Genomic DNA, 21917 nt, shown 5'->3' with positions numbered 1-21917 from the left:
CCTACGTCCCTTGTCGGCAATATCGGTTTCGGTATGCCCGTAAAAAATGCCCGCCGGGCGCGAGCCGGGCGGGCATTGTCGATCAGCCGAAGCCGATGCTTACTTGATCATCAAGCGCATCGAATCCCAGGTGCGGCCGAAGATGCTCGCTTCCGGCACTTCTTCCAGCGCGACCACCGGCAGCACCAGCAGCGGCTTGTTGTCGACCATCATGCGCAGCGTGCCGACGCGGCCGTTGCGCGGCAGCGGGGCGACCAGTGGGTCCTTGCGCTCGAGCACAGGCTTGAGCTTGCCGGCGACGCCCTTCGGCACCGTCACCAGCACGTCATTGGTAAAGCCGATCTTCACGGTGCCTTGCGCACCCTTCCACACTTCCGGCGTGGCGATCGCCTGGCCCTTCGAATACAGTTTGACGGTGTCGAAGTTCTGGAAGCCCCAGTTCAGGAGCTTCTGGCTTTCCTGGGTACGCACGCCGTCCGAGCTGGCGCCCGAGACGACCGAAATCAGGCGGCGCTGGCCCGAAGCGCCGTTCGGGCGGCGCGCCGAGGCGATCATGCTGTAGCCCGAGGATTCGGTGTGGCCGGTCTTCATGCCGTCGACGGTCGGGTCCAGCCACAGCAGGCGGTTGCGGTTCTGCTGGGTGATCTTGTTGTACGTGAACTGCTTGACCGAGTCGATCTTGTAGAACTCGGGGAAGTCGCGGATCACATTGGTGGCCAGTTGCGCCAGGTCTTGCGCGGTCGAGAAATTGTCCGGGCTCGGCAGGCCGTGCGGATTGGCGAATTTCGTGTTCTTCAGGCCCATGCGCTGGGCTTCGCGGTTCATCAGCACGACAAAGGTGCCTTCGTCGCCGGCGACGGCTTCGGCCAGGGCCACGGCCGCGTCGTTACCCGACTGGACCATCAGGCCGTGCAGCAGGTCGTCCACGCTGACCGGGGTGGCCGGGTCGATGAACATCTTCGAGCTGCTCGAGTCGACTTTCCAGGCACGCGGAGAGACATTGACCATGGTGTTCAGGGCCAGCTTCTTGTCGCGGATCGCCTGGAAGGTGACGTAGGCGGTCATGATCTTGGTCAGCGATGCTGGTTCGATACGCGCGTTCGGGTCCTGGGCGGCGATGACCTGGCCGCTGGTGGCGTCGAGCAGCAGCCACGATTTTGCCGCGATCTGTGGGGCAGGCACGGTTTGCGCGCTGGCCGACATCACCAGCAGGCTGGCGGCGACGGCCGCAATCAGTTTTTTCATGGGAGCAGAATGTGAGTCAGTAGGGGTGGTGCGGATGCCGCAGGGGTGCATAAAGCATTGCCCAACGGCATGGATTCATTGAAGTGCCTAATTATAGGCCAGTGCCGCGCTCAATTGTCACGCCGCCACATTTGGACGACAAGATTTTTGATCGGGTTGAGACGCTTGTGGAAGAAATGGTCCGCGCCCGGGATCACGATCACCGGAATTTCCTGCGGCCGCGCCCAGTCGAACACCATCTGCAGGGTGATGGTGTCGTCCAGCTCACCGTGGATCAGGATGGTGTCTTCGGGGACGTTGGGCATCGGCCACTTGCCGGCGGCGCAGCCGACCAGCACCAGGCGCTCGATGGCGTCAGGCTTGCCCTCGTTCACCAGGCGCGCATGCAACTGGGCCTGCACAAAAGTACCGAAGGAAAAGCCGGACAGCGCCACCGGCAGGCCCGGGTACTCGGCCTGCATGTGTTCCAGCATGAAGGCCATGTCGTCGACTTCGCCGTGGCCGCGGTCATGCTCGCCTTCCGACTGGCCGACGCCGCGGAAATTGAAGCGCGCCGTCGCGTAGCCGAGCGTGACGAAGGTGCGCGCCAGCGTTTGCGTGACCTTGTTTTCCATCGTGCCGCCATACAGCGGATGCGGGTGGGCGACCAGTGCGATGCCGTGCGGCGCGCCTTCCGGCAGGTCGAGCATGCATTCCATCTTGCCGACGGGGCCGTCCAGGGTAAAACGTTTCGAAAACTTGTTCATGGTGCGAAAGCGGTCAGATTTTCAGGCGTTCGACGATCTGGCCGCCGAGAATGTGGGTGTCGATGATGTCGTCGATGTCGTCCGTATCGACATAGGTGTACCAGATGCCCTGCGGGTAGATGACGACGACCGGGCCTTCTTCGCAACGCTCGAGACAGCCCGCCTTGTTGATGCGTACCTTGCCCGGCTCGCTCAGGCCCAGCTTCTTGATGCGCTTCTTGGCATGTTTCTGCGCGATTTCGGCGCCGGACTTGCCGCAGCTCTGGCGGCAATTCTCGCCATCGCGTTCGTTCATGCAGAAGAACACGTGGTGCTCGTAATACGGTTTGGTGTCGCTCATGTCGGGTCTCGCTATCCGTGACGTGGTCAACCGCAATGATACGCGTTCTTAATGACGATTGAGTTTATGGGAGGGCAGCAAGAGGAACCACAGGGCGAAGAAGGGCCACAACAGCGATAAAAACTGGGCCGCCCCATTAAAGTTCAGGAATTTACCCTGCACCCAGCCCTGCAGCGTGAGCGTGAAATACGGGTTGGCCGGAATCGTATTCACCACGATCAGGCTCAGCACCAGCGTGACCACCGCCAGCCGGCGCTGCGCGATCTGCGGCGCAAACGCCAGGCCCGCCAGCATGATCAGCCCGATCAGGAAGCCGCCCTCGGCGCCCGGCGTCACCCAGACAAAGGCGTTATCGGGCCGGAACAGCAGCGAACTGGCCAGGGTCTTCATCACCAGCGCCGCGCCCAGCATCAGGAGCATGATCGTGTAGCGCGGCGCACCGCGGCGCAGCAGGCACAGCAAAGTGAGGGCGGCGCCGGTCATGCCGCAGGCGGTGATGATGGTCTCCGACAGCCAGTACTGTTCGACGCTCATGGCCGGTCCCGGGCGCAGCATGGCGATCAGGTCGATGTCTTCTTCGAACCAGCTGGATAACCAACCAGAGATAATCGGCAGCACCTGGCCGTGGCCAAACAGGAAACTCTGCGGATAGATTTGCGCCAGCGGCCACAGGGCCAGCAGCACCAGGCCCTGGCTGGCGTGCGGCGCGAACCAGCGCTTGCGCACGCGGTACAGGCGGCCCTGGTCGAGCAGGCTCTTTGCCATGAAGGGACCGATGCAGGCGCCGATGAAGCAGCCGGCGGCATTGGTCAGCAAATCGAGGTTCGACGGGACGCGGCTGGGCAGGAAGTTCTGCACGGTTTCCATGGTGCCGGTGACGAGAAAACCGAGCAGGGTCGCCAGCAGCGCCGCCCACACCCCGCGCACCAGCGGATACAGCGCCAGCGCCAGCAGGATCCCGAGCGGGACATAGCCGACGATATTCACCATCACGTCGAAGCCGGTGAAGTAACGCTGCTTGACCAGGTTCATGAACGACAGCAGCGGCAGGCCGTTGCTGCGCCAGCCCGTGAACGGGTACCAGCTGGCGTAGACGATCAGCAGCAGGTAGGCCAGCAGCGCCGCGCGCGCGACAGGCGAGCCGCGGCGCGGCGCTTCGTTCGCTCCTGCTGCGCCGTGACGGTCCCCGTGCGCGTCCGATCCGGTCATCGTGGTCGGTTGTTGAGGGCGAGCCAGGCAATGATGTCGGCGGCGACGGCGTCGGTGCTGGTGGCCAGCGCCCGTGCGCCGCCGGTGGCATCCGCGCTTGGCGCCGGCGTGATGCGCGTAAACGTCTTCTGATCGCGCAGGGCGCGGTCATTGAACAGCGAGGCGCGCAGCATCACCTGGCCTTCGCTGGCGCTGGCGCTGGCAAAGGCATGCGAGAAGTCGTCGATCTCGATGTGCAGGACCGGGATGCTCGGGCTCGAGTCGGTGGCCGACAGCACCTTGACGCCGGCCTGGGCCAGGCGCGATTTCACGCGCTGCGTCACCAGGAGCAGCGGGTTCGCGCTCCAGCGGCTGTTGGCATAGGTGCGCGCCTGCAGCGGGTCGTTGTAGTTCAGGCGGTAGACCATGCGCTCGTTCTCGAAGGTCGGCGAGCCGGTGGCGTCCATCACGATGATCGCCGCCAGGGGCGCCTGCGCCACCGGAGCCGATGCCGGGCCGAGCGGGCCGAAATCGAACTGGGTATTGAGGGCGCCGTTCTTGCTGCCCGAGGCGCAGCCGGTTACGAGCAGGACAAGGGCGGCGGCGCCAAGGAAGCGGTGCAAATTGGTGTTCAAGGTGATCCTCATTTGGTCGGGGCGACGAAGCCCGGTTCGCCGGGGCCGGGTTGGATGTTCGGATTGCCGAACAGGATACCTTGCGGGCGGTCCGACAGCGAATCGGCGGTGCGCCGTACCGAGCGCAATGCGTTGCGCGCTTCGTCCGTCATGCGCGTCAGGTGCGGCAGCGTTTCCGCTTCCAGGTCGCTGGTCACGCCCTGCAGCGAGCCGATCGCGCCATTGAGGCGGTTGATCGGGCCGTCCGGTGCCTGCAGGCTGGTGGCCAGGCTGTTGTAGTTGTCGGCGGTCGCCTTGGCGCTGTTGGAAAAGGCGCCGAAAGCGTCGGCGCTGCGGTCAACCTTCTCGACCAGGGCCGGCAGGCGGTCGATGGTCGGACCGAGTTTTTCCGGAATCGCGCCATAGGCGGCGGCCGCCTTGCTGATGTTGTCGAAGGCGCCGATGATCGTCTTCTGGTTCTCGTCGCTCATCAGGTTGTTGATGCGCGCCGTGATCTGCTCGGTGCGGTCGAGGATGGCGATGCCGCGCTTTTCCAGCTGGTCCAGCAGGCCCGGACGCAGCGGCAGGCGGCCCACGTGATCCGGGTCGGTTTTCAGGAGGGGCGAACCGGTGCGGTCGTCGTCGAGCTGGATGAAGGCGATGCCGGTCACACCCTGGTAGCCGAGCGAGGCGAAGGTGGTGGTCGTGATCGGGGAGCCGTCTTCGACCGACAGGCGGATCAGGATCTGGCCCGTTACTTTTGGGTCGAACACGATTTCTTCCACACGGCCCACTTCCAGGCCGCGGTAGCGCACCGTCGCCTGCGGGTTCAGGCCCGGAATCGACTGGGTGGTGACGATCTCATAGGGCGAGCGCTCGGTCTTGTCGCGGTTCAGCCAGAGGCCGGCCAGGATGGTGGCCACCAGCAGGGCAATCGTGAAGATGCCCGTCATTAGTGCATACGATCGATTTTCCATGTCACTCCTTTTGTTTTTCCTCGGCGGCTTCGTCGCGTTCCTCGTCGCGTTCGTCGAGCACTTCGAGTGCCCGTTGCCCGCGTCCGCCGAGGAAGAAATGTTTGATGAACGGATGGTCCACCCGCAGCACGTCGCGCGACGGCCCGACGGCCAGCACGTGCTTGTCGGCCAGGACCGCGATGCGCGAAGACAGCGCAAACAGCGTATCGAGGTCGTGGGTGACCATCACCACGGTCAGTTTCAGTTCCCGGTGCAGGGCCTGGATCAGCGTCACGAATGCGTCCGACGCATCGGGGTCGAGGCCCGCGGTCGGCTCGTCCAGGAACAGCAGCCTTGGTTCCAGCGCCAGCGCGCGTGCCAGGGCGGCGCGCTTGGTCATCCCGCCCGACAGGTCGGACGGCATCTTGTTGGCGTGTTCCGCGCCCAGGCCGACCATGTCCATTTTCAGCAGCACGGCGTCGCGGATCACGTCCTCGGGCAGGGCGCGCAGCTCGCGCATCGGCTGGGCGATGTTGTCGAACACGGTCAGCGCCGAATACAGCGCGCCCTGCTGGAACAGCATGCCCCAGTGGTTGCGCATGCGCTGCAGCTGCTCCGGTCCCGCTTCGCTGATGTCTTCGCCGAACACGCGCACGCAACCGCGCGACGGGTGTTCGAGGCCCAGCATCTGGCGCAGCAGCACGGTTTTACCGGTGCCCGAACCGCCCACGATCGACAGGATCTCGCCGGAATAGATCTCCAGGTTCAGGTCCTGGTGAATCACGGTCTTGCCGAACTTGGTCCACAGGCCGCGGATGTCGACCACCGGCGGGCCGACGTCTTCTTCCGGCTTGAGGTTCAGTTGCTGAGCTGCGCGCTGGTGTTCGGCCATCAGAATCCCACCCCGGAGAAGACGATTGCGAACACGGCGTCGGCCAGGATCACGACCGTGATCGAGGTGACCACCGAGGTCGTGGTGCCGCGCCCCAGGCTTTCCGTGTTCGGTTTGATGCGCAGGCCGAAATGGCAGGACACCAGCGCGATCAGCATCCCGAAGGTCATCCCTTTCAACAGGCCGATCGTGTAGTTCACCAGCGGCACCGCGTCCGGCAGCTTTTGCAGGAAGTAGCGCAGCGACAGGCCCAGTTCGATTTTCGCCGAGATGGCGCCGCCCAGCAGCGCCATGGCGTCGGTCCAGACCACCAGCAGCGGCATGGCGATCGCCAGCGCCACCACCTTCGGCATGATCAGGCGGTAGCCGTGCGAGATGCCCATCACCAGCATGGCGTCGAGTTCCTCGTTTACGCGCATCACGCCCAGCTGCGCCGTAATCGAAGAACCCGAGCGGCCGGCGACCAGGATCGCCGCCAGAAGGGGACCGAGCTCGCGCACCACGCTCATGCCGAGGATGTCGACCAGGTAGATGTCGCCGCCGAACTGGCGCAGCTGCTGGGCCGACAGGAAGGACAGCACCACGCCGATCAAAAAGCCGACCAGCGCCGTGATGCCCAGCGCCTGGAAGCCGGAGTGATAGATGTTGGCCGAGATCTCGCGCCACGGTCCCGTGTTCGGGCGGCGGATGAAGCGGCCCAGGTCCTGGATCAGGCGCCCGATCAGTTCAATGAAGCCGTGCAGGTGCTCGAAAAAGCTCATCAGGCCGGCGCCGAGCACGATGATCCAGTTCAGGGGGCTGACCTTGTGGCGCGGCAGGGTATGGCGGCTGGCCTCTTCGACGCGCGCGAACAGCTCTTCCTGGCGCGGGTCGAGCACCAACTGCGCGGGGCGCTTCTTGCCCCAGGCGTTCCAGAACATCTGGGCGCCGATGTGGTCGATGCTCTCGACGCCGCTCAGGTCCCAGGCCAGGTTCGGCTTCTTCTTCAGGCCGAGCAGGGTGCGGTTGATCTTCTTGAGCATGCCCTTCTGGCTCAGCGCATGCACCTGCCAGACCCCGCTTGCCATGACAGATTGCGCCGCGCCGCCGGCGGAGTGTTCGATGGTTAATGTTGGCGTATTTTCAATCTGCATTGTTGCAGTGTAAAAGGAATTTGCGGTCTCTGCCATTCAGGAGGAATTCGCGTGCTCAGGCGGCCAGGTGGCGCACCTGCCTGGCCGGCGCCGCCACGGCGCCTGTATTGACAGGGCGTTCCTTCTTGCCGGCGCCGTCCATGCTGCCCGCATAATCGCTCGCCACCAGGGCCAGTGCGCGTTCGCGCGCCATCCCCGTCACCTGCAGCCACTCGGCCACCAGCTTGGCCAGCCGCTCAAGGGCGATGCGGTGGGTGGCGTCAAGTTTGGTATAGATCCAGTCCGAGAAGGCCATGAAGTTCTCGAACGGGCGCACGCCCAGCAGTTCCGGCGTGGTGTTGGCGAAGCGCCCGGAGTTCGCCACCAGGTCCCAGTAGCGCGCAAAACGCACCAGGCGCTGCATGGCCGGGAAGTCGATCAGGCTGGTTGCCAGCACGGTGTAGGGCGGATACGGGTCGTACACCATTTTATACGGCTCGGTGTGGCGGATGATCGGCGTGCCGCGCAGGCGTTTCAAGATGCCGAACTGGATCTCGTGCGCGCCCAGGCCCACCAGCTGGTCGAAGCCGCGCGCAAAACTGGCGATGTCCTCGCCCGGCAGGCCGGCGATCAGGTCGACGTGCAGGTGCGCCTGCGAGTGCTGGCACAGCCAGCGGATGTTGTCCGCGGCCTTGGCATTGTCCTGGCGCCGGCTCACCAGGGCCTGCACCTCCGGATTGAAGCTCTGGATGCCGATCTCGAACTGCAGGGCGCCGGCCGGGAAGCGCGCGATCATCTCCTTCAGCGCTTCCGGCAAGTGGTCGGGCACCAGCTCGAAGTGGGCGTAGACCGGGTCCTCCGGAGTGGCTTCGAGCTTGTCGAGGAAGAACTGCATGATCTTCATGCTGGTCTTGACGTTCAAATTGAAGGTGCGGTCGACGAATTTGAACAGGCGCGCGCCGCGTGCATGCAGCGATTCCATCTGCGCGAGAAAAGCCTCCAGCGGAAACGGCCAGGCCGTTTTATCCAGCGACGAGAGGCAGAACTCGCATTTGAAAGGACAGCCGCGCGAAGCTTCCACGTACAGCGTGCGGTGCGCGATGTCTTCGTCACTATATAAAGAGTAGGGCAGGACGAGGTCGGCCACCGGCGGCTGCACGCCGGCCTGCACCTTCATCAGGGGCTGCGGTCCTTGCAGGATCTCGGCGCACAGCTTGGGGAAGGTGACTTCGCCCCAGCCGGTGACGGTGTAATCGGCCAGCTTGACGATCGCCTGCTCGTTCGTCTCGTACGATACTTCCGGCCCGCCCAGCACGATCGTCACCTCGGGCGCGACGCGTTTCAACATGGCGACCACGCGCGTGGTCTCTTCCACGTTCCATATATAGACGCCGAAACCGATGATGCGCGGGTGGTTTGCCAGCAGGCGCTCGACGACTTCCGTCGTCTTGGCGCCGATGACGAATTCCTGGATCCGGGTGTCCGGGCCGAGCGGGCCCATGTTCGCCAGCAGGTAGCGCAGTCCCAGCGAGGCGTGGGTATAGCGGGCGTTCAGGGTGGACAACAGGATGGTCATGGCGGGCAGCGTTTCGGGCAAAGGGACCATTTTACGCGCCCGCGCGCAATCCGTGCTGGCGCTTCCCGTTGTTGCCTGCTAGAATACGGCTCGGAATTCAGGGATCTGTTGCCCAGTTGTGGAACAGCCTCCCAGCAAGTTATGCCTGATGACCATAGCAAGTCGGTCCCACCCCTTCCCATCCCGAACAGGACCGTGAAACGACTTTGCGCCGATGATAGTGCTGCAACCAGTGTGAAAGTAGGTTATCGTCAGGCTAGTTATAAAGAAAAAACCCGCTCAGTGATCTGAGCGGGTTTTTTTTCGCCAGTGTCTTTATGCTTTCCTCATTGTAATTATTATTCAGGCATGACTAGAATGCATCTTCGATCAGGAAGGGACGTTCACCATGTTGATGAGTAATATTGAAATCATTCCCGGCAAAACCATCTCGGTCAGCCACGGCATCGTCTCGGGCAGCACCGTGCGCGCCAAGCACGTCGGGCGCGACATCATGGCCAGCCTGAAGAACATGGTCGGTGGCGAGCTGCGCGGCTATACCGAACTGCTGGAAGAATCGCGCGTCGAGGCGATCGCGCGCATGCAATCCCAGGCCCAGCAAATGGGGGCGAACGCCATCGTCAACGTGCGCTTCTCCACCTCGTCGGTGGCCGTGGGCGCCGCCGAGATCTATGTGTACGGCACGGCGGTGACGGTCGACTGACATGGAAATTTTCCTGTTCCTGATATGGATCGTGCCGATGTTGTTGGGCTTCGTCTTCGGGCAGATGGCCGAAAAACGCCACTACCGTTCGATCCACGCGCGCGAAAAGGTCATGCTCTACCTGCCGACGACCGCCGCCAGGCTTCCGATCTTGCCGGGCCAGGCGCTGCGCTGCGAACTCGTGACCGGCAGCGTGGTTGTCTCGGTCGACCATTTCAAGCGCGCCGCCGCAGCCCTGCGCAGCTTCGTGGGCGGCCCGGTCAAGTCCTATGAAAGCCTGCTCGACCGCGCCAAGCGCGAAGCGGTGCTGCGCCTGAAGGAAAGCTGTCCTGACGCCCACGAGATCGTGAACCTGCGCCTGGAGACGGCCCCGCTCGCGAAAAGCACGGAGGGTGGCGTGGCCGCCGTCGAGGTATTCGCCTTCGGCACCGCCATCTGGGTCGCTCCGGCGGCATGAAATACGCGCCCTCGCTGCCCCCGCAGAACGACAACGTCAGCCGCGAGCATCCGCTCAAGGACTTTCTGTGGCTGTTAGGCGCTTTGGCGGCGTTGGCGCTGCTCGGGTTTTTTCTGCTGGGCTTCCTGGTCGATGCAGTGGTCGATCGCATGGGGCCGGAAACCGAGGCCTCGCTGACGCGCATCGTTGCCCCCAGCACGCCACCCGTGCTTGGCGGGCTGGAGGGCGCGCGGGTCGCCCGCCTGCAGCAGCTGGTCGACAGCCTGCGGCCTTGCGCCGGATTCAGTGGGCCGGCGAATGTGCGCTGGACCGTGTCGCAGGTGCCGAACGCGATGGTGGTACCCGGCGGGACCATTTACGTTTTTTCAGGACTGCTCGACCAGGTGCGCTCGGAAAACGGCCTGGCCTTCGTACTGGCGCATGAGATGGCGCACCTGTCGCACCGCGACCACCTGCGCGCCCTGGGACGGGTTGTCGTGCTGTTCGGGCTGGCCGCCTTGCTGACCGGCGACGGTTCAGCGGTGGGCGGCGTGCTGGCCCCCGTGCAGCAGTTGGGCGAGGCCAGCTATTCGCGGGCGCGCGAGTCGGCGGCCGACGCCATGGCCTTGCGGGTCCTGGCCTGTCGCTACGGCCATGCGGGCGCCGCAACCGAGTTCTTCGAGGCACTGCGCGCAAAAGATGCGGACGCGCTACCCGGTTCCCACTATTTCACCTCGCATCCGGCAATGGGCGCGCGCATCGAGGCCATCCGAAGCGCTGCCAGCCGGGCCGGGATGAAAACGGGTGCGGTGTTACCCCTGGCCTTTCCGAAATAAGCCGAACCCATCAACTTTGCCAGCTTGCCTGGTATTGCCTGACGTTCAAACTGGTTCCCCCAGTCAAGATGGCCGTGCCTGCCATCGAGGAATCATTTGTCTTTCATTTCGCCAGGCGGGGATCCCGCAGAAAGCGCCCACATGAAACGTCAGTACGTCCCATTCCATCCATTTCCTGCGCTGCGCCATGGCGCCGCAATCACGCTGCTGCTGGCGCTGGCCGGCTGCAACAGCAATCATTCCGACGGCGAGGCGCCGGCCACGCCGCCTCCGGTGACCACCGCCTCGCGCATCGACGTCGACGTCGCCCGCACTACCCATGGCGTGCCGCACGTGCGCGCCAGGGATTTCCGCAGCCTCGGGTATGGCCTGGCCTACGCCTATGCGCAGGACAATGTCTGCATGTTCGCCGATACCGTGCTGACGGTGCGCGGCGAGCGCTCGCAATTCTTCGGCGGAGAGAAGCGCGCACCGCAGCGCAGCGGCGACGAATACGGCGCCGCCAGCGGCTTCATGGATTTGAAAAACGAAGACAGCGACTTCTTCTTCCGCGGCTATCTCGACATCGAGCAGCTGCGCGCCAACTACGCGGCCGGTGCCGCCGAGCCGCGCGAACTGGTCGAAGGCTATGTCGAAGGCTACAACCGCTATATCAAGACTTTCGCCGGCCAGTATCCGGCCGCCTGCAATAACGCCAAGTGGGTGCGCGCAATCACGGTCGACGACATGTATCTGATCATGGCCGAGAAAGCCCTGCACGCGACCGGCCAGGTATTTGCCAAAGAATTCGTGGCCGCCGGCAGGACGGCCGCCGCGACGGTCGCCGCCAGGAGCGCGCGCAAGTTCGATCCTGCCTTCCTGGTAGCGCGGCTGAATAAACTCCATACCCAGGGAATCGGCAGCAATGCGCTGGCCGTCGGCAAGGAGCTTTCCGCCAACGGACGCGGCCTCCTGCTGGGCAACCCGCATTATCCCTGGACCTCGGCCGACCGCTTCTACCAGGCCCACCTGACCGTGTCCGGCAAATATGATGCGATGGGCGTGATCATCGGCGGGATTCCCGCAATCGTGATCGGTTTTAATCGCGATATTGCCTGGAGCCATACGGTGACCACGGCGCTGCACTTCACCACCTTCCGCCTGGCGCTCGACCCGGCCGACACGAGCGGCACCACTTATATGGTTGACGGCGCGTCGAACAAGATGAGTTCTAAAACGGTCTCGGTCGACCTGTTGCAGGCCGACGGCACGCTTGTCAAGCGCAGCAAGACCTTCTGGTTCAGCCAGCAGGGCGCGGTGATCGTCAAGCCGGAGGCGGGCATGACCTGGACGGCGAACGCCGCCTATGTGCTGGCCGACCCGAACCGCAACAACACCCGCATGCTCGAGCAATGGCTCGGCATCGGCAGGGCGAACAATGTGCAGGCCATCAAGGCCTCGCTCGACAAGACGATCGGCCTGCCCTGGGTGAATACCCTGGCCGCCGACCGCGACGGCAACGTGCTGTTTGCCGACGCCAGCGTGGTGCCGCACATGGGCGCCCAGAAGTTCGGCAACGGGTGTTTGCTGCTGCAGGCGGCCCTGCTGTTCGACGGTTCGCGCAGCAGTTGCGCCTGGGGCCAGGATGCGAATGCCCCGGCCGGGATCTATTCGCCGGTCAACGGTCCCTGGACGATCCGCACCGATTACGTCGGCAACTCGAACGACAGCTACTGGCTGAACAATCCGAAGGCCCTGCTGACCGGGCCGGCGCCCTTCGGCTATTCGCCGCTGTACGGCCGCGCCGGCGTCGAGCAGAGCCTGCGTACGCGGATCGGCTTCCTCCAGTTCGAGGAGATGGCGTCGACCAAAAAGATCGCGCTGCCGGACATGCAGGCGCTGGCCTTTGCGAATCGCCTGCACGCAGCCGAGCTGGTCTTGCCGCAATTACTGCCGGCCTGCACCGGCAGCGGCGACGTCGTCCTGCTCCAGGCCTGCACCGCGCTTGCCGCCTGGGACCGGCGCGTGAACATCGACAGCCGCGGCGCCGTGCTGTTCCGCGAGTTCTGGAACAGCGCCGCCGCCATCCCCAACAAGTGGGCGGTACCGTTCAACCCGGCCGACCCCGTGAACACGCCGCATGGCGTCGCACCGAATGCCGTGCCGGCCATGCTCGCCGCCCTCAAGGCCGCCGCGCTCAAGCTGCAGGGCCTCGGTATCGCAGTCGACGCCCCGCTGGGCAGTTATCAGACCGAAACCAAGAATGCGGTGCGCATCCCGCTGCATGGCGGCATCGGCAACATCGACGGCTCCTATAACTCGCTGACCATGCGCAATCCTTTGAGCGCGACCGGGTATAACGGCGTGCACTGGGGGCAGAGCTATATACAGACGGTGACGTTCGACGACCAGGGGCCGGTGGCCCAGGCCATGCTGACCTATGGCCAGTCGACCGATCCGAAGTCGCCGCACTATGCCGACCAGACTGCCGTGTTTTCGCGCAAGGAGTGGCCGGTGCTGCCGTTTGCGGAGGACAAGATCAAGGCCGATCCGATGTACCGGACGACGACGCTCAAGGCCGATTGAGGAGCGGCCTTGTCGTAAAAACGCGGTCCGCAAGAAAGCACTTGCGGACCGTGGGGAGCCTTCGCTATAATTCGCCTCCGCCTACGCGGCCCGGCTGAAAACGACAACGAAATCAAGTAGTTGTGTTGACAGAAGGAACCGCAAAATTCTGCGGTGTAGCAAAAAAGAGGTTGACGAGAATCATGAAAAGCTTCATACTCTTCTTCCTCTGCTGCTGACGAACAAAACGATTCGCAGAACACAGCAAGGCAGTTCCAAACAAGTTCTTTAAAAATTAACAGTCGATAAGTGTGGGCGTTTGATGAAGGTGCCAGTGACTTCGGTCACTGATTACTTAAATTATCAAATGTTCACAAAAAAAGAAATACGTTGTCTCAGCAATGGGATAACGGTCAGTATTTTGAGTGAGCGAATCCGGACCAATGGGACGGATTCGAGGGCAGCAGTGTCCTCGACAAACAGAGATTAAACTGAAGAGTTTGATCCTGGCTCAGATTGAACGCTGGCGGCATGCTTTACACATGCAAGTCGAACGGCAGCGCGGGGCAACCTGGCGGCGAGTGGCGAACGGGTGAGTAATATATCGGAACGTACCCAAGAGTGGGGGATAACGTAGCGAAAGTTACGCTAATACCGCATACGATCTAAGGATGAAAGTGGGGGATCGCAAGACCTCATGCTCCTGGAGCGGCCGATATCTGATTAGCTAGTTGGTAGGGTAAAGGCCTACCAAGGCTACGATCAGTAGCTGGTCTGAGAGGACGACCAGCCACACTGGAACTGAGACACGGTCCAGACTCCTACGGGAGGCAGCAGTGGGGAATTTTGGACAATGGGCGCAAGCCTGATCCAGCAATGCCGCGTGAGTGAAGAAGGCCTTCGGGTTGTAAAGCTCTTTTGTCAGGGAAGAAACGGTGGGAGCTAATATCTCTTACTAATGACGGTACCTGAAGAATAAGCACCGGCTAACTACGTGCCAGCAGCCGCGGTAATACGTAGGGTGCAAGCGTTAATCGGAATTACTGGGCGTAAAGCGTGCGCAGGCGGTTTTGTAAGTCTGTCGTGAAAGCCCCGGGCTCAACCTGGGAATTGCGATGGAGACTGCAAGGCTTGAATCTGGCAGAGGGGGGTAGAATTCCACGTGTAGCAGTGAAATGCGTAGAGATGTGGAGGAACACCGATGGCGAAGGCAGCCCCCTGGGTCAAGATTGACGCTCATGCACGAAAGCGTGGGGAGCAAACAGGATTAGATACCCTGGTAGTCCACGCCCTAAACGATGTCTACTAGTTGTCGGGTTTTAATTAACTTGGTAACGCAGCTAACGCGTGAAGTAGACCGCCTGGGGAGTACGGTCGCAAGATTAAAACTCAAAGGAATTGACGGGGACCCGCACAAGCGGTGGATGATGTGGATTAATTCGATGCAACGCGAAAAACCTTACCTACCCTTGACATGTACGGAAGTCACGAGAGATCGAGATGTGCTCGAAAGAGAACCGTAACACAGGTGCTGCATGGCTGTCGTCAGCTCGTGTCGTGAGATGTTGGGTTAAGTCCCGCAACGAGCGCAACCCTTGTCATTAGTTGCTACATTCAGTTGAGCACTCTAATGAGACTGCCGGTGACAAACCGGAGGAAGGTGGGGATGACGTCAAGTCCTCATGGCCCTTATGGGTAGGGCTTCACACGTCATACAATGGTACATACAGAGGGCCGCCAACCCGCGAGGGGGAGCTAATCCCAGAAAGTGTATCGTAGTCCGGATCGCAGTCTGCAACTCGACTGCGTGAAGTTGGAATCGCTAGTAATCGCGGATCAGCATGTCGCGGTGAATACGTTCCCGGGTCTTGTACACACCGCCCGTCACACCATGGGAGCGGGTTTTACCAGAAGTAGGTAGCTTAACCGCAAGGGGGGCGCTTACCACGGTAGGATTCGTGACTGGGGTGAAGTCGTAACAAGGTAGCCGTATCGGAAGGTGCGGCTGGATCACCTCCTTTCTAGAGTAGCACCGGAGTCAGCCTCAAAACTGAACTCATCATTAAACGTCCACACTTATCGACTGTTGAACAAAGAACACAGTTTCGGGGCTGTAGCTCAGCTGGTTAGAGCACCGTGTTGATAACGCGGGGGTCGTTGGTTCGAGCCCAACCAGCCCTACCAGTCACACCCAGGGGGATTAGCTCAGCTGGGAGAGCACCTGCTTTGCAAGCAGGGGGTCGTCGGTTCGATCCCGTCATCCTCCACCATTCATTTGGTACCGAAATACTGAAAGTGCAAACGTAAGCCCGTGGGTTTAGGTTTGATCTTTTAGAGATTAACTGTTGTTCTGTTCTTTAACAATCTGGAAGAAGTAAAGTTTTATTGAGTACGCACGACAGTGCGTGCTCAGGGTAGTAGTACAAATCAACAAACATGCAACAAGCTGTACTCTTATTCTTATAAACGCTTCCTGGTTAGTCGCCAGGAGCTAACGTTATAGGGACAAGCGAATAAGTGCACATGGTGGATGCCTTGGCGATTACAGGCGATGAAGGACGTAGTAGCTTGCGATAAGCTGCGGGGAGCGAGCAAACACGCTTTGATCCGCAGATTTCCGAATGGGGAAACCCGGCCTTTTAGGTCATTGCATGCTGAATACATAGGTATGCAAAGCGAACGCGGCGAACTGAAACATCTAAGTAGCTGCAGGAAAAGAAATCAACCGAGATTCCCAAAGTAGTGGCGAGCGAAATGGGAAGAGCCTGTACGTGATAGTCGATTGGATAGTGGAACAACCTGGAAATGTTGGCCATAGAGGGTGATAGCCCCTTACACGAAATCCGAACGGTGATACTAAGCGTACGACAAGTAGGGCGGGACACGAGAAATCCTGTCTGAACATGGGGGGACCATCCTCCAAGGCTAAATACTCGTAATCGACCGATAGTGAACCAGTACCGTGAGGGAAAGGCGAAAAGAACCCCGGGAGGGGAGTGAAATAGATCCTGAAACCGTGTGCATACAAACAGTCGGAGCGGACTTGTTCCGTGACGGCGTACCTTTTGTATAATGGGTCAGCGACTTACATTCAGTGGCGAGGTTAACCGAATAGGGGAGCCGTAGAGAAATCGAGTCCGAACAGGGCGACAGTCGCTGGGTGTAGACCCGAAACCAAGTGATCTACCCATGGCCAGGATGAAGGTGCGGTAACACGCCCTGGAGGTCCGAACCCACTAATGTTGAAAAATTAGGGGATGAGCTGTGGGTAGGGGTGAAAGGCTAAACAAACTTGGAAATAGCTGGTTCTCTCCGAAAACTATTTAGGTAGTGCCTCAAGTATCACCATCGGGGGTAGAGCACTGTTATGGCTAGGGGCTCATTGCGAGTTACCAAACCATTGCAAACTCCGAATACCGATGAGTGCGAGCTTGGGAGACAGACGTCGGGTGCTAACGTCCGGCGTCAAGAGGGAAACAACCCAGACCGCCAGCTAAGGTCCCAAAGATTGGCTAAGTGGAAAACGAAGTGGGAAGGCTAAAACAGTCAGGATGTTGGCTTAGAAGCAGCCACCATTTAAAGAAAGCGTAATAGCTCACTGATCGAGTCGTCCTGCGCGGAAGATGTAACGGGGCTAAGCCAGTCACCGAAGCTGCGGATATCTAGCAATAGATATGGTAGGAGAGCGTTCTGTAAGCCTGCGAAGGTGTCTTGTGAAGGATGCTGGAGGTATCAGAAGTGCGAATGCTGACATGAGTAGCGATAATGGGGGTGAAAAGCCTCCACGCCGTAAGCCCAAGGTTTCCTGTTCAACGTTCATCGGAGCAGGGTGAGTCGGCCCCTAAGGCGAGGCAGAGATGCGTAGCTGATGGGAAGCAGGTTAATATTCCTGCACCGTCGTATGATGCGATGGGGGGACGGATCGCGGAAGGTTGTCTGACTGTTGGAATAGTCAGTTTCTGCTTCATAGAAGGCGCTTAGGCAAATCCGGGCGCGGAATTCAAGGGAGTGGGACGAGCGGCTTTATGCTGCGAAGCAATCGGAAGTGGTTCCAAGAAAAGCCTCTAAGCTTCAGTCATACGAGACCGTACCGCAAACCGACACAGGTGGGCGAGATGAGTATTCTAAGGCGCTTGAGAGAACTCGGGAGAAGGAACTCGGCAAATTGGTACCGTAACTTCGGGAAAAGGTACGCCCTTGTAGCTTGACCACTTTACTGTGGAAGGGTGAACGGGTTGCAATAAACTGGTGGCTGCGACTGTTTAATAAAAACACAGCACTCTGCAAACACGAAAGTGGACGTATAGGGTGTGACGCCTGCCCGGTGCTGGAAGATTAAATGATGGGGTGCAAGCTCTTGATTGAAGTCCCAGTAAACGGCGGCCGTAACTATAACGGTCCTAAGGTAGCGAAATTCCTTGTCGGGTAAGTTCCGACCTGCACGAATGGCGTAACGATGGCCACACTGTCTCCTCCCGAGACTCAGCGAAGTTGAAATGTTTGTGATGATGCAATCTACCCGCGGCTAGACGGAAAGACCCCATGAACCTTTACTGTAGCTTTGCATTGGACTTTGAACCAATCTGTGTAGGATAGGTGGGAGGCTTTGAAGCGGGGACGCCAGTTCTCGTGGAGCCATCCTTGAAATACCACCCTGGTTTGTTTGAGGTTCTAACCTTGGTCCGTTATCCGGATCGGGGACAGTGCATGGTAGGCAGTTTGACTGGGGCGGTCTCCTCCTAAAGTGTAACGGAGGAGTTCGAAGGTACGCTAGGTACGGTCGGACATCGTGCTAATAGTGCAATGGCATAAGCGTGCTTAACTGCGAGACCGACAAGTCGAGCAGGTACGAAAGTAGGACATAGTGATCCGGTGGTTCTGTATGGAAGGGCCATCGCTCAACGGATAAAAGGTACTCTGGGGATAACAGGCTGATTCCTCCCAAGAGTTCATATCGACGGGGGAGTTTGGCACCTCGATGTCGGCTCATCACATCCTGGGGCTGTAGCCGGTCCCAAGGGTATGGCTGTTCGCCATTTAAAGTGGTACGTGAGCTGGGTTTAAAACGTCGTGAGACAGTTTGGTCCCTATCTGCCGTGGGCGTTGGAAATTTGAAGGGGGCTGCTCCTAGTACGAGAGGACCGGAGTGGACGAACCTCTGGTGTACCGGTTGTCACGCCAGTGGCATTGCCGGGTAGCTAAGTTCGGAAGAGATAACCGCTGAAAGCATCTAAGCGGGAAACTTGCCTTGAGATGAGATTTCCCGGAGCCTTGAGCTCCTTGAAGGGTCGTTCGAGACCAGGACGTTGATAGGCTGGGTGTGGAAGTGCAGTAATGCATTAAGCTAACCAGTACTAATTGCCCGTACGGCTTGTCCCTATAACCTTAGCAGGTTATAAAAGTAAGATTACAGTGCTGTTTGTTGATACGCACCACTACCAAAAACCTACTTCTTCCAGATTCAGAGCCTTGTTCGCATCAGTGAACACAGCTCGTACAAGTTATGCCTGATGACCATAGCAAGTCGGTCCCACCCCTTCCCATCCCGAACAGGACCGTGAAACGACTTTGCGCCGATGATAGTGCTGCAACCAGTGTGAAAGTAGGTTATCGTCAGGCTAGTTATAATGAAAAAACCCGCTCAGTGATCTGAGCGGGTTTTTTTCTAGGACGGCACATTCCGCTTGTGCCGGACTTTTCTCTCCCGACCGTGGTCAAACGGACATGCATGAAGGAGAGTTGCCATGTCTGGACGCATTGCTCGTGATAACGCCGAAAGTGAGCACCGGCTCCCGGTTACCCTGACCCACTGCGCTGCATGCGGGCATGCGATGCCAGTGGCGTACACCAAGACGCGCAAGCTGATGACGATGAGCGGGTTGGTTCTGCTTCGGCTGCAGATTCGCCGCTGTCAAAACAGCTCTTGTGAACGATTCCACAAAGTGTGCCATCCCGAAGCTGAAGGGAGCTGGGCATTGCCTGATCAGGAATTCGGTCTCGATGTCGTGCTGCGTGTCGGGCAGCTGCGATACCGGGAACACCGATCCCGTGCCGAAATCCATCAACGCTTGCTGCAGGACGGCGTGACGCTGGGCGAGCGTAGCGTGTCCAATTTGCTGGCGCACTACGACATATTACTCAGCCTCTCTCTGGACACGCTTCCCGAGCGCGGCGCGAAGCTGGCGGCACAGGGACACGCCATTTTGGCGATCGATGGTTTGCAGCCCGATGTCGGCCATGAAGTGTTATGGGTGGTGCGCGAAGTGCTGTCGGGCGAAGTGCTTTGCGCACGCAGCCTTTTGTCGTCGGCCAAATCGGAACTGCAACCGTTGATCGAGCAAGTGGCTCGGGCGCTGCCGGTCCCGGTGATTGCCGTGGTATCCGACGGTCAGCGCAGTGTTCGGCACGCTGTCGCCGCTGCCCTGCCGGGTGTGGCACACCAACTATGCCAATTCCACTATCTACGAGAGGCAGCCAGCCCTTTGTGGGAGGCAGATCGGCATGCCAAGAAAGAGCTGAAAAAACTGGTACGGGGGGTACGCCCGCTCGAATGCGCCGCCGCTGATGGCGGCGCAGCAGCCGATGTGGTGACCGGCTACTGCGCCGCCGTGCGCAGTGCGATGACCGAAGACGCGCATCCGCCACTGGTGTTTGCAGGATTGCGCCTGCATCGACATCTCACTGATATCCATGCCAGTGTGCGGCGAAGCGCCGAAAAAAAGGGGCGCTGACGGCGCTCAGGCGCCTGCGCGATATGCTGGAGCGGGCGCTTCAACGTACTGCCACCTTGTGGCCCGACGTTGAGCTGGGCGCTTCTTGGGTGCACGCAGCATCGTCCATCCTCGCCAATAGTGACGCACTGCCAGCCGACCTTGTCGCGGGGCGCTATCAGGACTGGATCGGCCGCCTGGAACTGGAAAGTAGCGCTGCCGGTCTGTCCGCAGCACTGCGCGAGGCCGCTTCCCATTTCATCAGAGTGACCCGCGGGTATGGCCTGGATCTTTTCCATTGCTACCGGATCCCGGGCCTGCCGCGCACTAACAACGCCCTCGAACAAGCTTTTGGCAGCTTGCGTTATCACGACCGCCGCGCCAGCGGCCGCAAGGTCGCTTCGCCGTCCCTGGTACTCAGTGGGTGTGTGCGAATGGCCGCTGCCGTTTTTACTCGTACTCGCACGGTGACACAGGACATGTTGGCTGCCGTGTCGCATGCCCGCTGGTACAGCGAACGCGCCGCGCTCGAACGTCGCCGCCAGTCACGCTGCCTGCGGTTCCGTTTCAGGAAAAACCCTGCGGCCTATCTGACTAAACTAGAGTCAGCTTGTGACAAGCTAAATGTGCCGTCCTAGTTTTTTTTCGTCCCATGATTTGTGTTGTTGGTCACTAAAAAATCGACCTTCGATGATCAAAATGCTAATGTCCGGAAAGGGGTCACCAAAACCCTCCACTTTCAAGGACAGGCATGCGCGGCGTTCTCTTCATAATCATTTTCTTGGCTTCGACGGCGACCCACGCCGAAAGCCTGTTTAAATTCTCGAACACGCCGGGCATCCACGGAGTCGGTGTCCGCACCCTCAAGCAGTACGACTACACCCGATCGTATGCGCCGCAGCGCGGTGTCCTGGCTAGCGCGTTCTCGAAGACGGAAAATCGGGGCCGGCCCATTCAAACAGTCATCTGGTATCCGGCCGAAAAGGGCGGCCAGGGCATTACGTATGACAGCTACTTGCAACTGGTCGGATGGGAAACCGATTTTGAACGTTCGCCGCGCGAGCAAGCGCGGACGGTAGATGCCTGGCTGCAGATGGTCACCGAGGGTAAGCGTCCTGCGCAGGTCGAGTCCGAACGGCGCAAACCCATGTGGGCAGTGCAGGACGCGCTGCCGAAAGCAGGCAAGTTTCCGGTGGTGATCTACGCACCCAGCGTCAACAACACGGCATTCGAAAATGCCGACATCGCCGAATTCCTGGCCAGCCATGGCTATATCGTGATTGCCGGTCCCACCGTCGGCGAAACCAGCCGCTGGATCAAGCGCGACCTGAAGCACGCAGAACTGCAGGCCGCCGATATACGCTTCCTGATCGATTATGCGGGGACCCTGCCGCAGGCCGACATGACGCGTGTCGCAGTGGCGGGATTCAGCTGGGGCGGACTGAGCAATATACTGGCCGCGGCGAAAGACGAGCGCATCAAAGCGCTGGTGTGCATCGACGGCGCGGTACGTTACTACAATTCCGTCATGATGCAGGCGAAGTACGCCCAGCCCGAAAAGCTCACAACGCCACTGCTCTTCCTCGCACAGAGTCCGGCGTCGATGGAAACCAATATCCGCGACAAGGAAGACATGAGCGGAAGCTTCATCAGCGGCATGACCAATGCAGATGTCTACCTGCTGACGATGTATCCGATGGGGCATGTCAATTTCGGATCGTCTTACAACCGGCTGGACGATCCCGCCGAATACAAGGAATACACGGCTGAAGAAGTATCGTTCGCCTACAGCCTCGGGGCCAGGTATATCCTCAATTTCCTGAACGGTTACCTGAAGAGCGATCGCGCGGGACTGGCCTACCTGGTCAACAGGCCGGTCGCCAACGGCGCTGCACCGCATGCGCTGAGCATGGAATATATGCCTGCCAACAAAGGCAAGCGCTGATGCCCTGAACATATTGAACAGCGAAACTGCAGCTCAGGTGCGTTTTTCGGCATTTCGTCGCAAACGGCGCGCCG

15 protein-coding genes, 2 tRNA genes and 4 rRNA genes are annotated in these 21917 nt (G+C 60.1%); 12 read left to right on the top strand and 9 right to left on the bottom strand.

The window, feature by feature from the left end; all coding sequences use genetic code 11:
* Positions 1–99: 99 nt before the first annotated feature.
* From NMB41_RS23785 to NMB41_RS23745, 9 genes are all read right to left on the bottom strand, one after another.
* A complete protein-coding gene (locus NMB41_RS23785; protein ID WP_494380198.1) occupies positions 100–1245 on the bottom strand; it encodes a D-alanyl-D-alanine carboxypeptidase family protein in 1146 nt (381 codons plus the stop codon).
* A 110-nt stretch (positions 1246–1355) separates the two neighbouring features.
* A complete protein-coding gene (locus NMB41_RS23780; RefSeq protein ID WP_494380197.1) occupies positions 1356–1991 on the bottom strand; it encodes an alpha/beta hydrolase in 636 nt (211 codons plus the stop codon).
* Positions 1992–2004: 13 nt separating this feature from the next.
* On the bottom strand, positions 2005–2331 hold the full coding sequence (locus tag NMB41_RS23775) for a (2Fe-2S) ferredoxin domain-containing protein (RefSeq protein WP_494380196.1): 327 nt from the start codon (positions 2329–2331) through the stop codon (positions 2005–2007).
* A 48-nt stretch (positions 2332–2379) separates the two neighbouring features.
* Complete coding sequence (locus tag NMB41_RS23770; protein WP_494380195.1) at positions 2380–3540, bottom strand: VanZ family protein; 1161 nt, start codon at positions 3538–3540, stop codon at positions 2380–2382.
* The gene (locus NMB41_RS23765) at positions 3537–4154 is read right to left on the bottom strand and encodes an ABC-type transport auxiliary lipoprotein family protein (RefSeq protein ID WP_494380194.1); all 618 of its coding nucleotides are present in this window, start codon (positions 4152–4154) and stop codon (positions 3537–3539) included. Before NMB41_RS23765 ends, NMB41_RS23770 begins: the two co-directional genes overlap by 4 nt.
* 8 nt (positions 4155–4162) lie before the next feature.
* Positions 4163–5110 (bottom strand): MlaD family protein, encoded by a 948-nt coding sequence (locus NMB41_RS23760; RefSeq protein WP_494380193.1) that lies wholly within the window; start codon positions 5108–5110, stop codon positions 4163–4165.
* Position 5111: 1 nt separating this feature from the next.
* Positions 5112–5981 carry an ABC transporter ATP-binding protein gene (locus NMB41_RS23755; protein WP_494380192.1) on the bottom strand — a complete coding sequence of 290 codons (870 nt, stop codon included), beginning with the start codon at positions 5979–5981 and terminating at the stop codon, positions 5112–5114.
* Positions 5981–7114: an MlaE family ABC transporter permease gene (locus NMB41_RS23750; RefSeq protein ID WP_494380191.1), complete on the bottom strand. Its 1134-nt coding sequence runs from the start codon at positions 7112–7114 to the stop codon at positions 5981–5983. The genes NMB41_RS23755 and NMB41_RS23750 overlap by 1 nt, the downstream gene beginning before the upstream one ends.
* Before the next feature lie 55 nt (positions 7115–7169).
* Complete coding sequence (locus NMB41_RS23745; RefSeq protein WP_494382900.1) at positions 7170–8669, bottom strand: B12-binding domain-containing radical SAM protein; 1500 nt, start codon at positions 8667–8669, stop codon at positions 7170–7172.
* A gap of 144 nt (positions 8670–8813) precedes the next feature.
* Between NMB41_RS23745 and rrf (NMB41_RS23740) the strand changes: the two genes are divergently transcribed.
* From rrf (NMB41_RS23740) to NMB41_RS23685, 12 genes are all read left to right on the top strand, one after another.
* Positions 8814–8926 (top strand): 5S ribosomal RNA (gene rrf / locus NMB41_RS23740).
* 137 nt (positions 8927–9063) lie between these two features.
* Entirely contained in the window at positions 9064–9372 is a 309-nt protein-coding gene (locus NMB41_RS23735) for a YbjQ family protein (protein ID WP_494380190.1), read from the top strand.
* Position 9373: 1 nt separating this feature from the next.
* Entirely contained in the window at positions 9374–9829 is a 456-nt protein-coding gene (locus NMB41_RS23730) for a YbjQ family protein (protein WP_494380189.1), read from the top strand.
* A complete protein-coding gene (locus NMB41_RS23725) occupies positions 9826–10644 on the top strand; it encodes a M48 family metallopeptidase (protein ID WP_494380188.1) in 819 nt (272 codons plus the stop codon). Before NMB41_RS23730 ends, NMB41_RS23725 begins: the two co-directional genes overlap by 4 nt.
* A gap of 141 nt (positions 10645–10785) precedes the next feature.
* Positions 10786–13209, top strand: coding sequence for a penicillin acylase family protein (locus tag NMB41_RS23720; RefSeq protein ID WP_494380187.1), 2424 nt, complete (start codon positions 10786–10788; stop codon positions 13207–13209).
* 467 nt (positions 13210–13676) lie between these two features.
* Positions 13677–15209: ribosomal RNA gene (locus NMB41_RS23715) — 16S ribosomal RNA — on the top strand.
* 86 nt (positions 15210–15295) lie between these two features.
* Positions 15296–15372: transfer RNA gene (locus NMB41_RS23710), tRNA-Ile, on the top strand.
* Positions 15373–15382: 10 nt separating this feature from the next.
* A tRNA-Ala gene (locus NMB41_RS23705) sits at positions 15383–15458 on the top strand.
* 233 nt (positions 15459–15691) lie between these two features.
* Positions 15692–18567, top strand: a 23S ribosomal RNA gene (locus NMB41_RS23700).
* Between the two features lie 127 nt (positions 18568–18694).
* A 5S ribosomal RNA gene (gene rrf, locus NMB41_RS23695) occupies positions 18695–18807 on the top strand.
* Together the 16S, 23S and 5S rRNA genes with 2 tRNA genes alongside form the textbook arrangement of a ribosomal RNA operon.
* 212 nt (positions 18808–19019) lie before the next feature.
* A protein-coding gene (locus NMB41_RS23690) for an ISNCY family transposase (protein ID WP_494382804.1) occupies positions 19020–20536 on the top strand; the annotation gives its coding sequence in 2 pieces (ribosomal slippage) (positions 19020–19896 and positions 19896–20536; 1518 coding nt in all).
* Between the two features lie 113 nt (positions 20537–20649).
* Entirely contained in the window at positions 20650–21843 is a 1194-nt protein-coding gene (locus tag NMB41_RS23685) for an alpha/beta hydrolase family protein (RefSeq protein ID WP_494380186.1), read from the top strand.
* The last annotated feature ends 74 nt before the right edge of the window (positions 21844–21917 follow it).

Source organism: Massilia sp. FBCC-B171 (genome assembly GCF_059134155.1).
This window is presented reverse-complemented; position numbering and strand designations above follow the sequence as displayed.

Excerpts from the sequence above, each read along its gene's own strand:
- NMB41_RS23785 (WP_494380198.1), bottom strand. The coding sequence starts at position 1,245 with ATGAAAAAACTGATTGCGGCCGTCGCCGCCAGCCTGCTGGTGATGTCG.
- NMB41_RS23780 (WP_494380197.1), bottom strand. The coding sequence starts at position 1,991 with ATGAACAAGTTTTCGAAACGTTTTACCCTGGACGGCCCCGTCGGCAAG.
- NMB41_RS23775 (WP_494380196.1), bottom strand. The coding sequence starts at position 2,331 with ATGAGCGACACCAAACCGTATTACGAGCACCACGTGTTCTTCTGCATG.
- NMB41_RS23770 (WP_494380195.1), bottom strand. The coding sequence starts at position 3,540 with ATGACCGGATCGGACGCGCACGGGGACCGTCACGGCGCAGCAGGAGCG.
- NMB41_RS23760 (WP_494380193.1), bottom strand. The coding sequence starts at position 5,110 with ATGGAAAATCGATCGTATGCACTAATGACGGGCATCTTCACGATTGCC.
- NMB41_RS23755 (WP_494380192.1), bottom strand. The coding sequence starts at position 5,981 with ATGGCCGAACACCAGCGCGCAGCTCAGCAACTGAACCTCAAGCCGGAA.
- NMB41_RS23750 (WP_494380191.1), bottom strand. The coding sequence starts at position 7,114 with ATGCAGATTGAAAATACGCCAACATTAACCATCGAACACTCCGCCGGC.
- NMB41_RS23745 (WP_494382900.1), bottom strand. The coding sequence starts at position 8,669 with ATGACCATCCTGTTGTCCACCCTGAACGCCCGCTATACCCACGCCTCG.
- NMB41_RS23735 (WP_494380190.1), top strand. The coding sequence starts at position 9,064 with ATGAGTAATATTGAAATCATTCCCGGCAAAACCATCTCGGTCAGCCAC.
- NMB41_RS23730 (WP_494380189.1), top strand. The coding sequence starts at position 9,374 with ATGGAAATTTTCCTGTTCCTGATATGGATCGTGCCGATGTTGTTGGGC.
- NMB41_RS23725 (WP_494380188.1), top strand. The coding sequence starts at position 9,826 with ATGAAATACGCGCCCTCGCTGCCCCCGCAGAACGACAACGTCAGCCGC.
- NMB41_RS23720 (WP_494380187.1), top strand. The coding sequence starts at position 10,786 with ATGAAACGTCAGTACGTCCCATTCCATCCATTTCCTGCGCTGCGCCAT.
- NMB41_RS23685 (WP_494380186.1), top strand. The coding sequence starts at position 20,650 with ATGCGCGGCGTTCTCTTCATAATCATTTTCTTGGCTTCGACGGCGACC.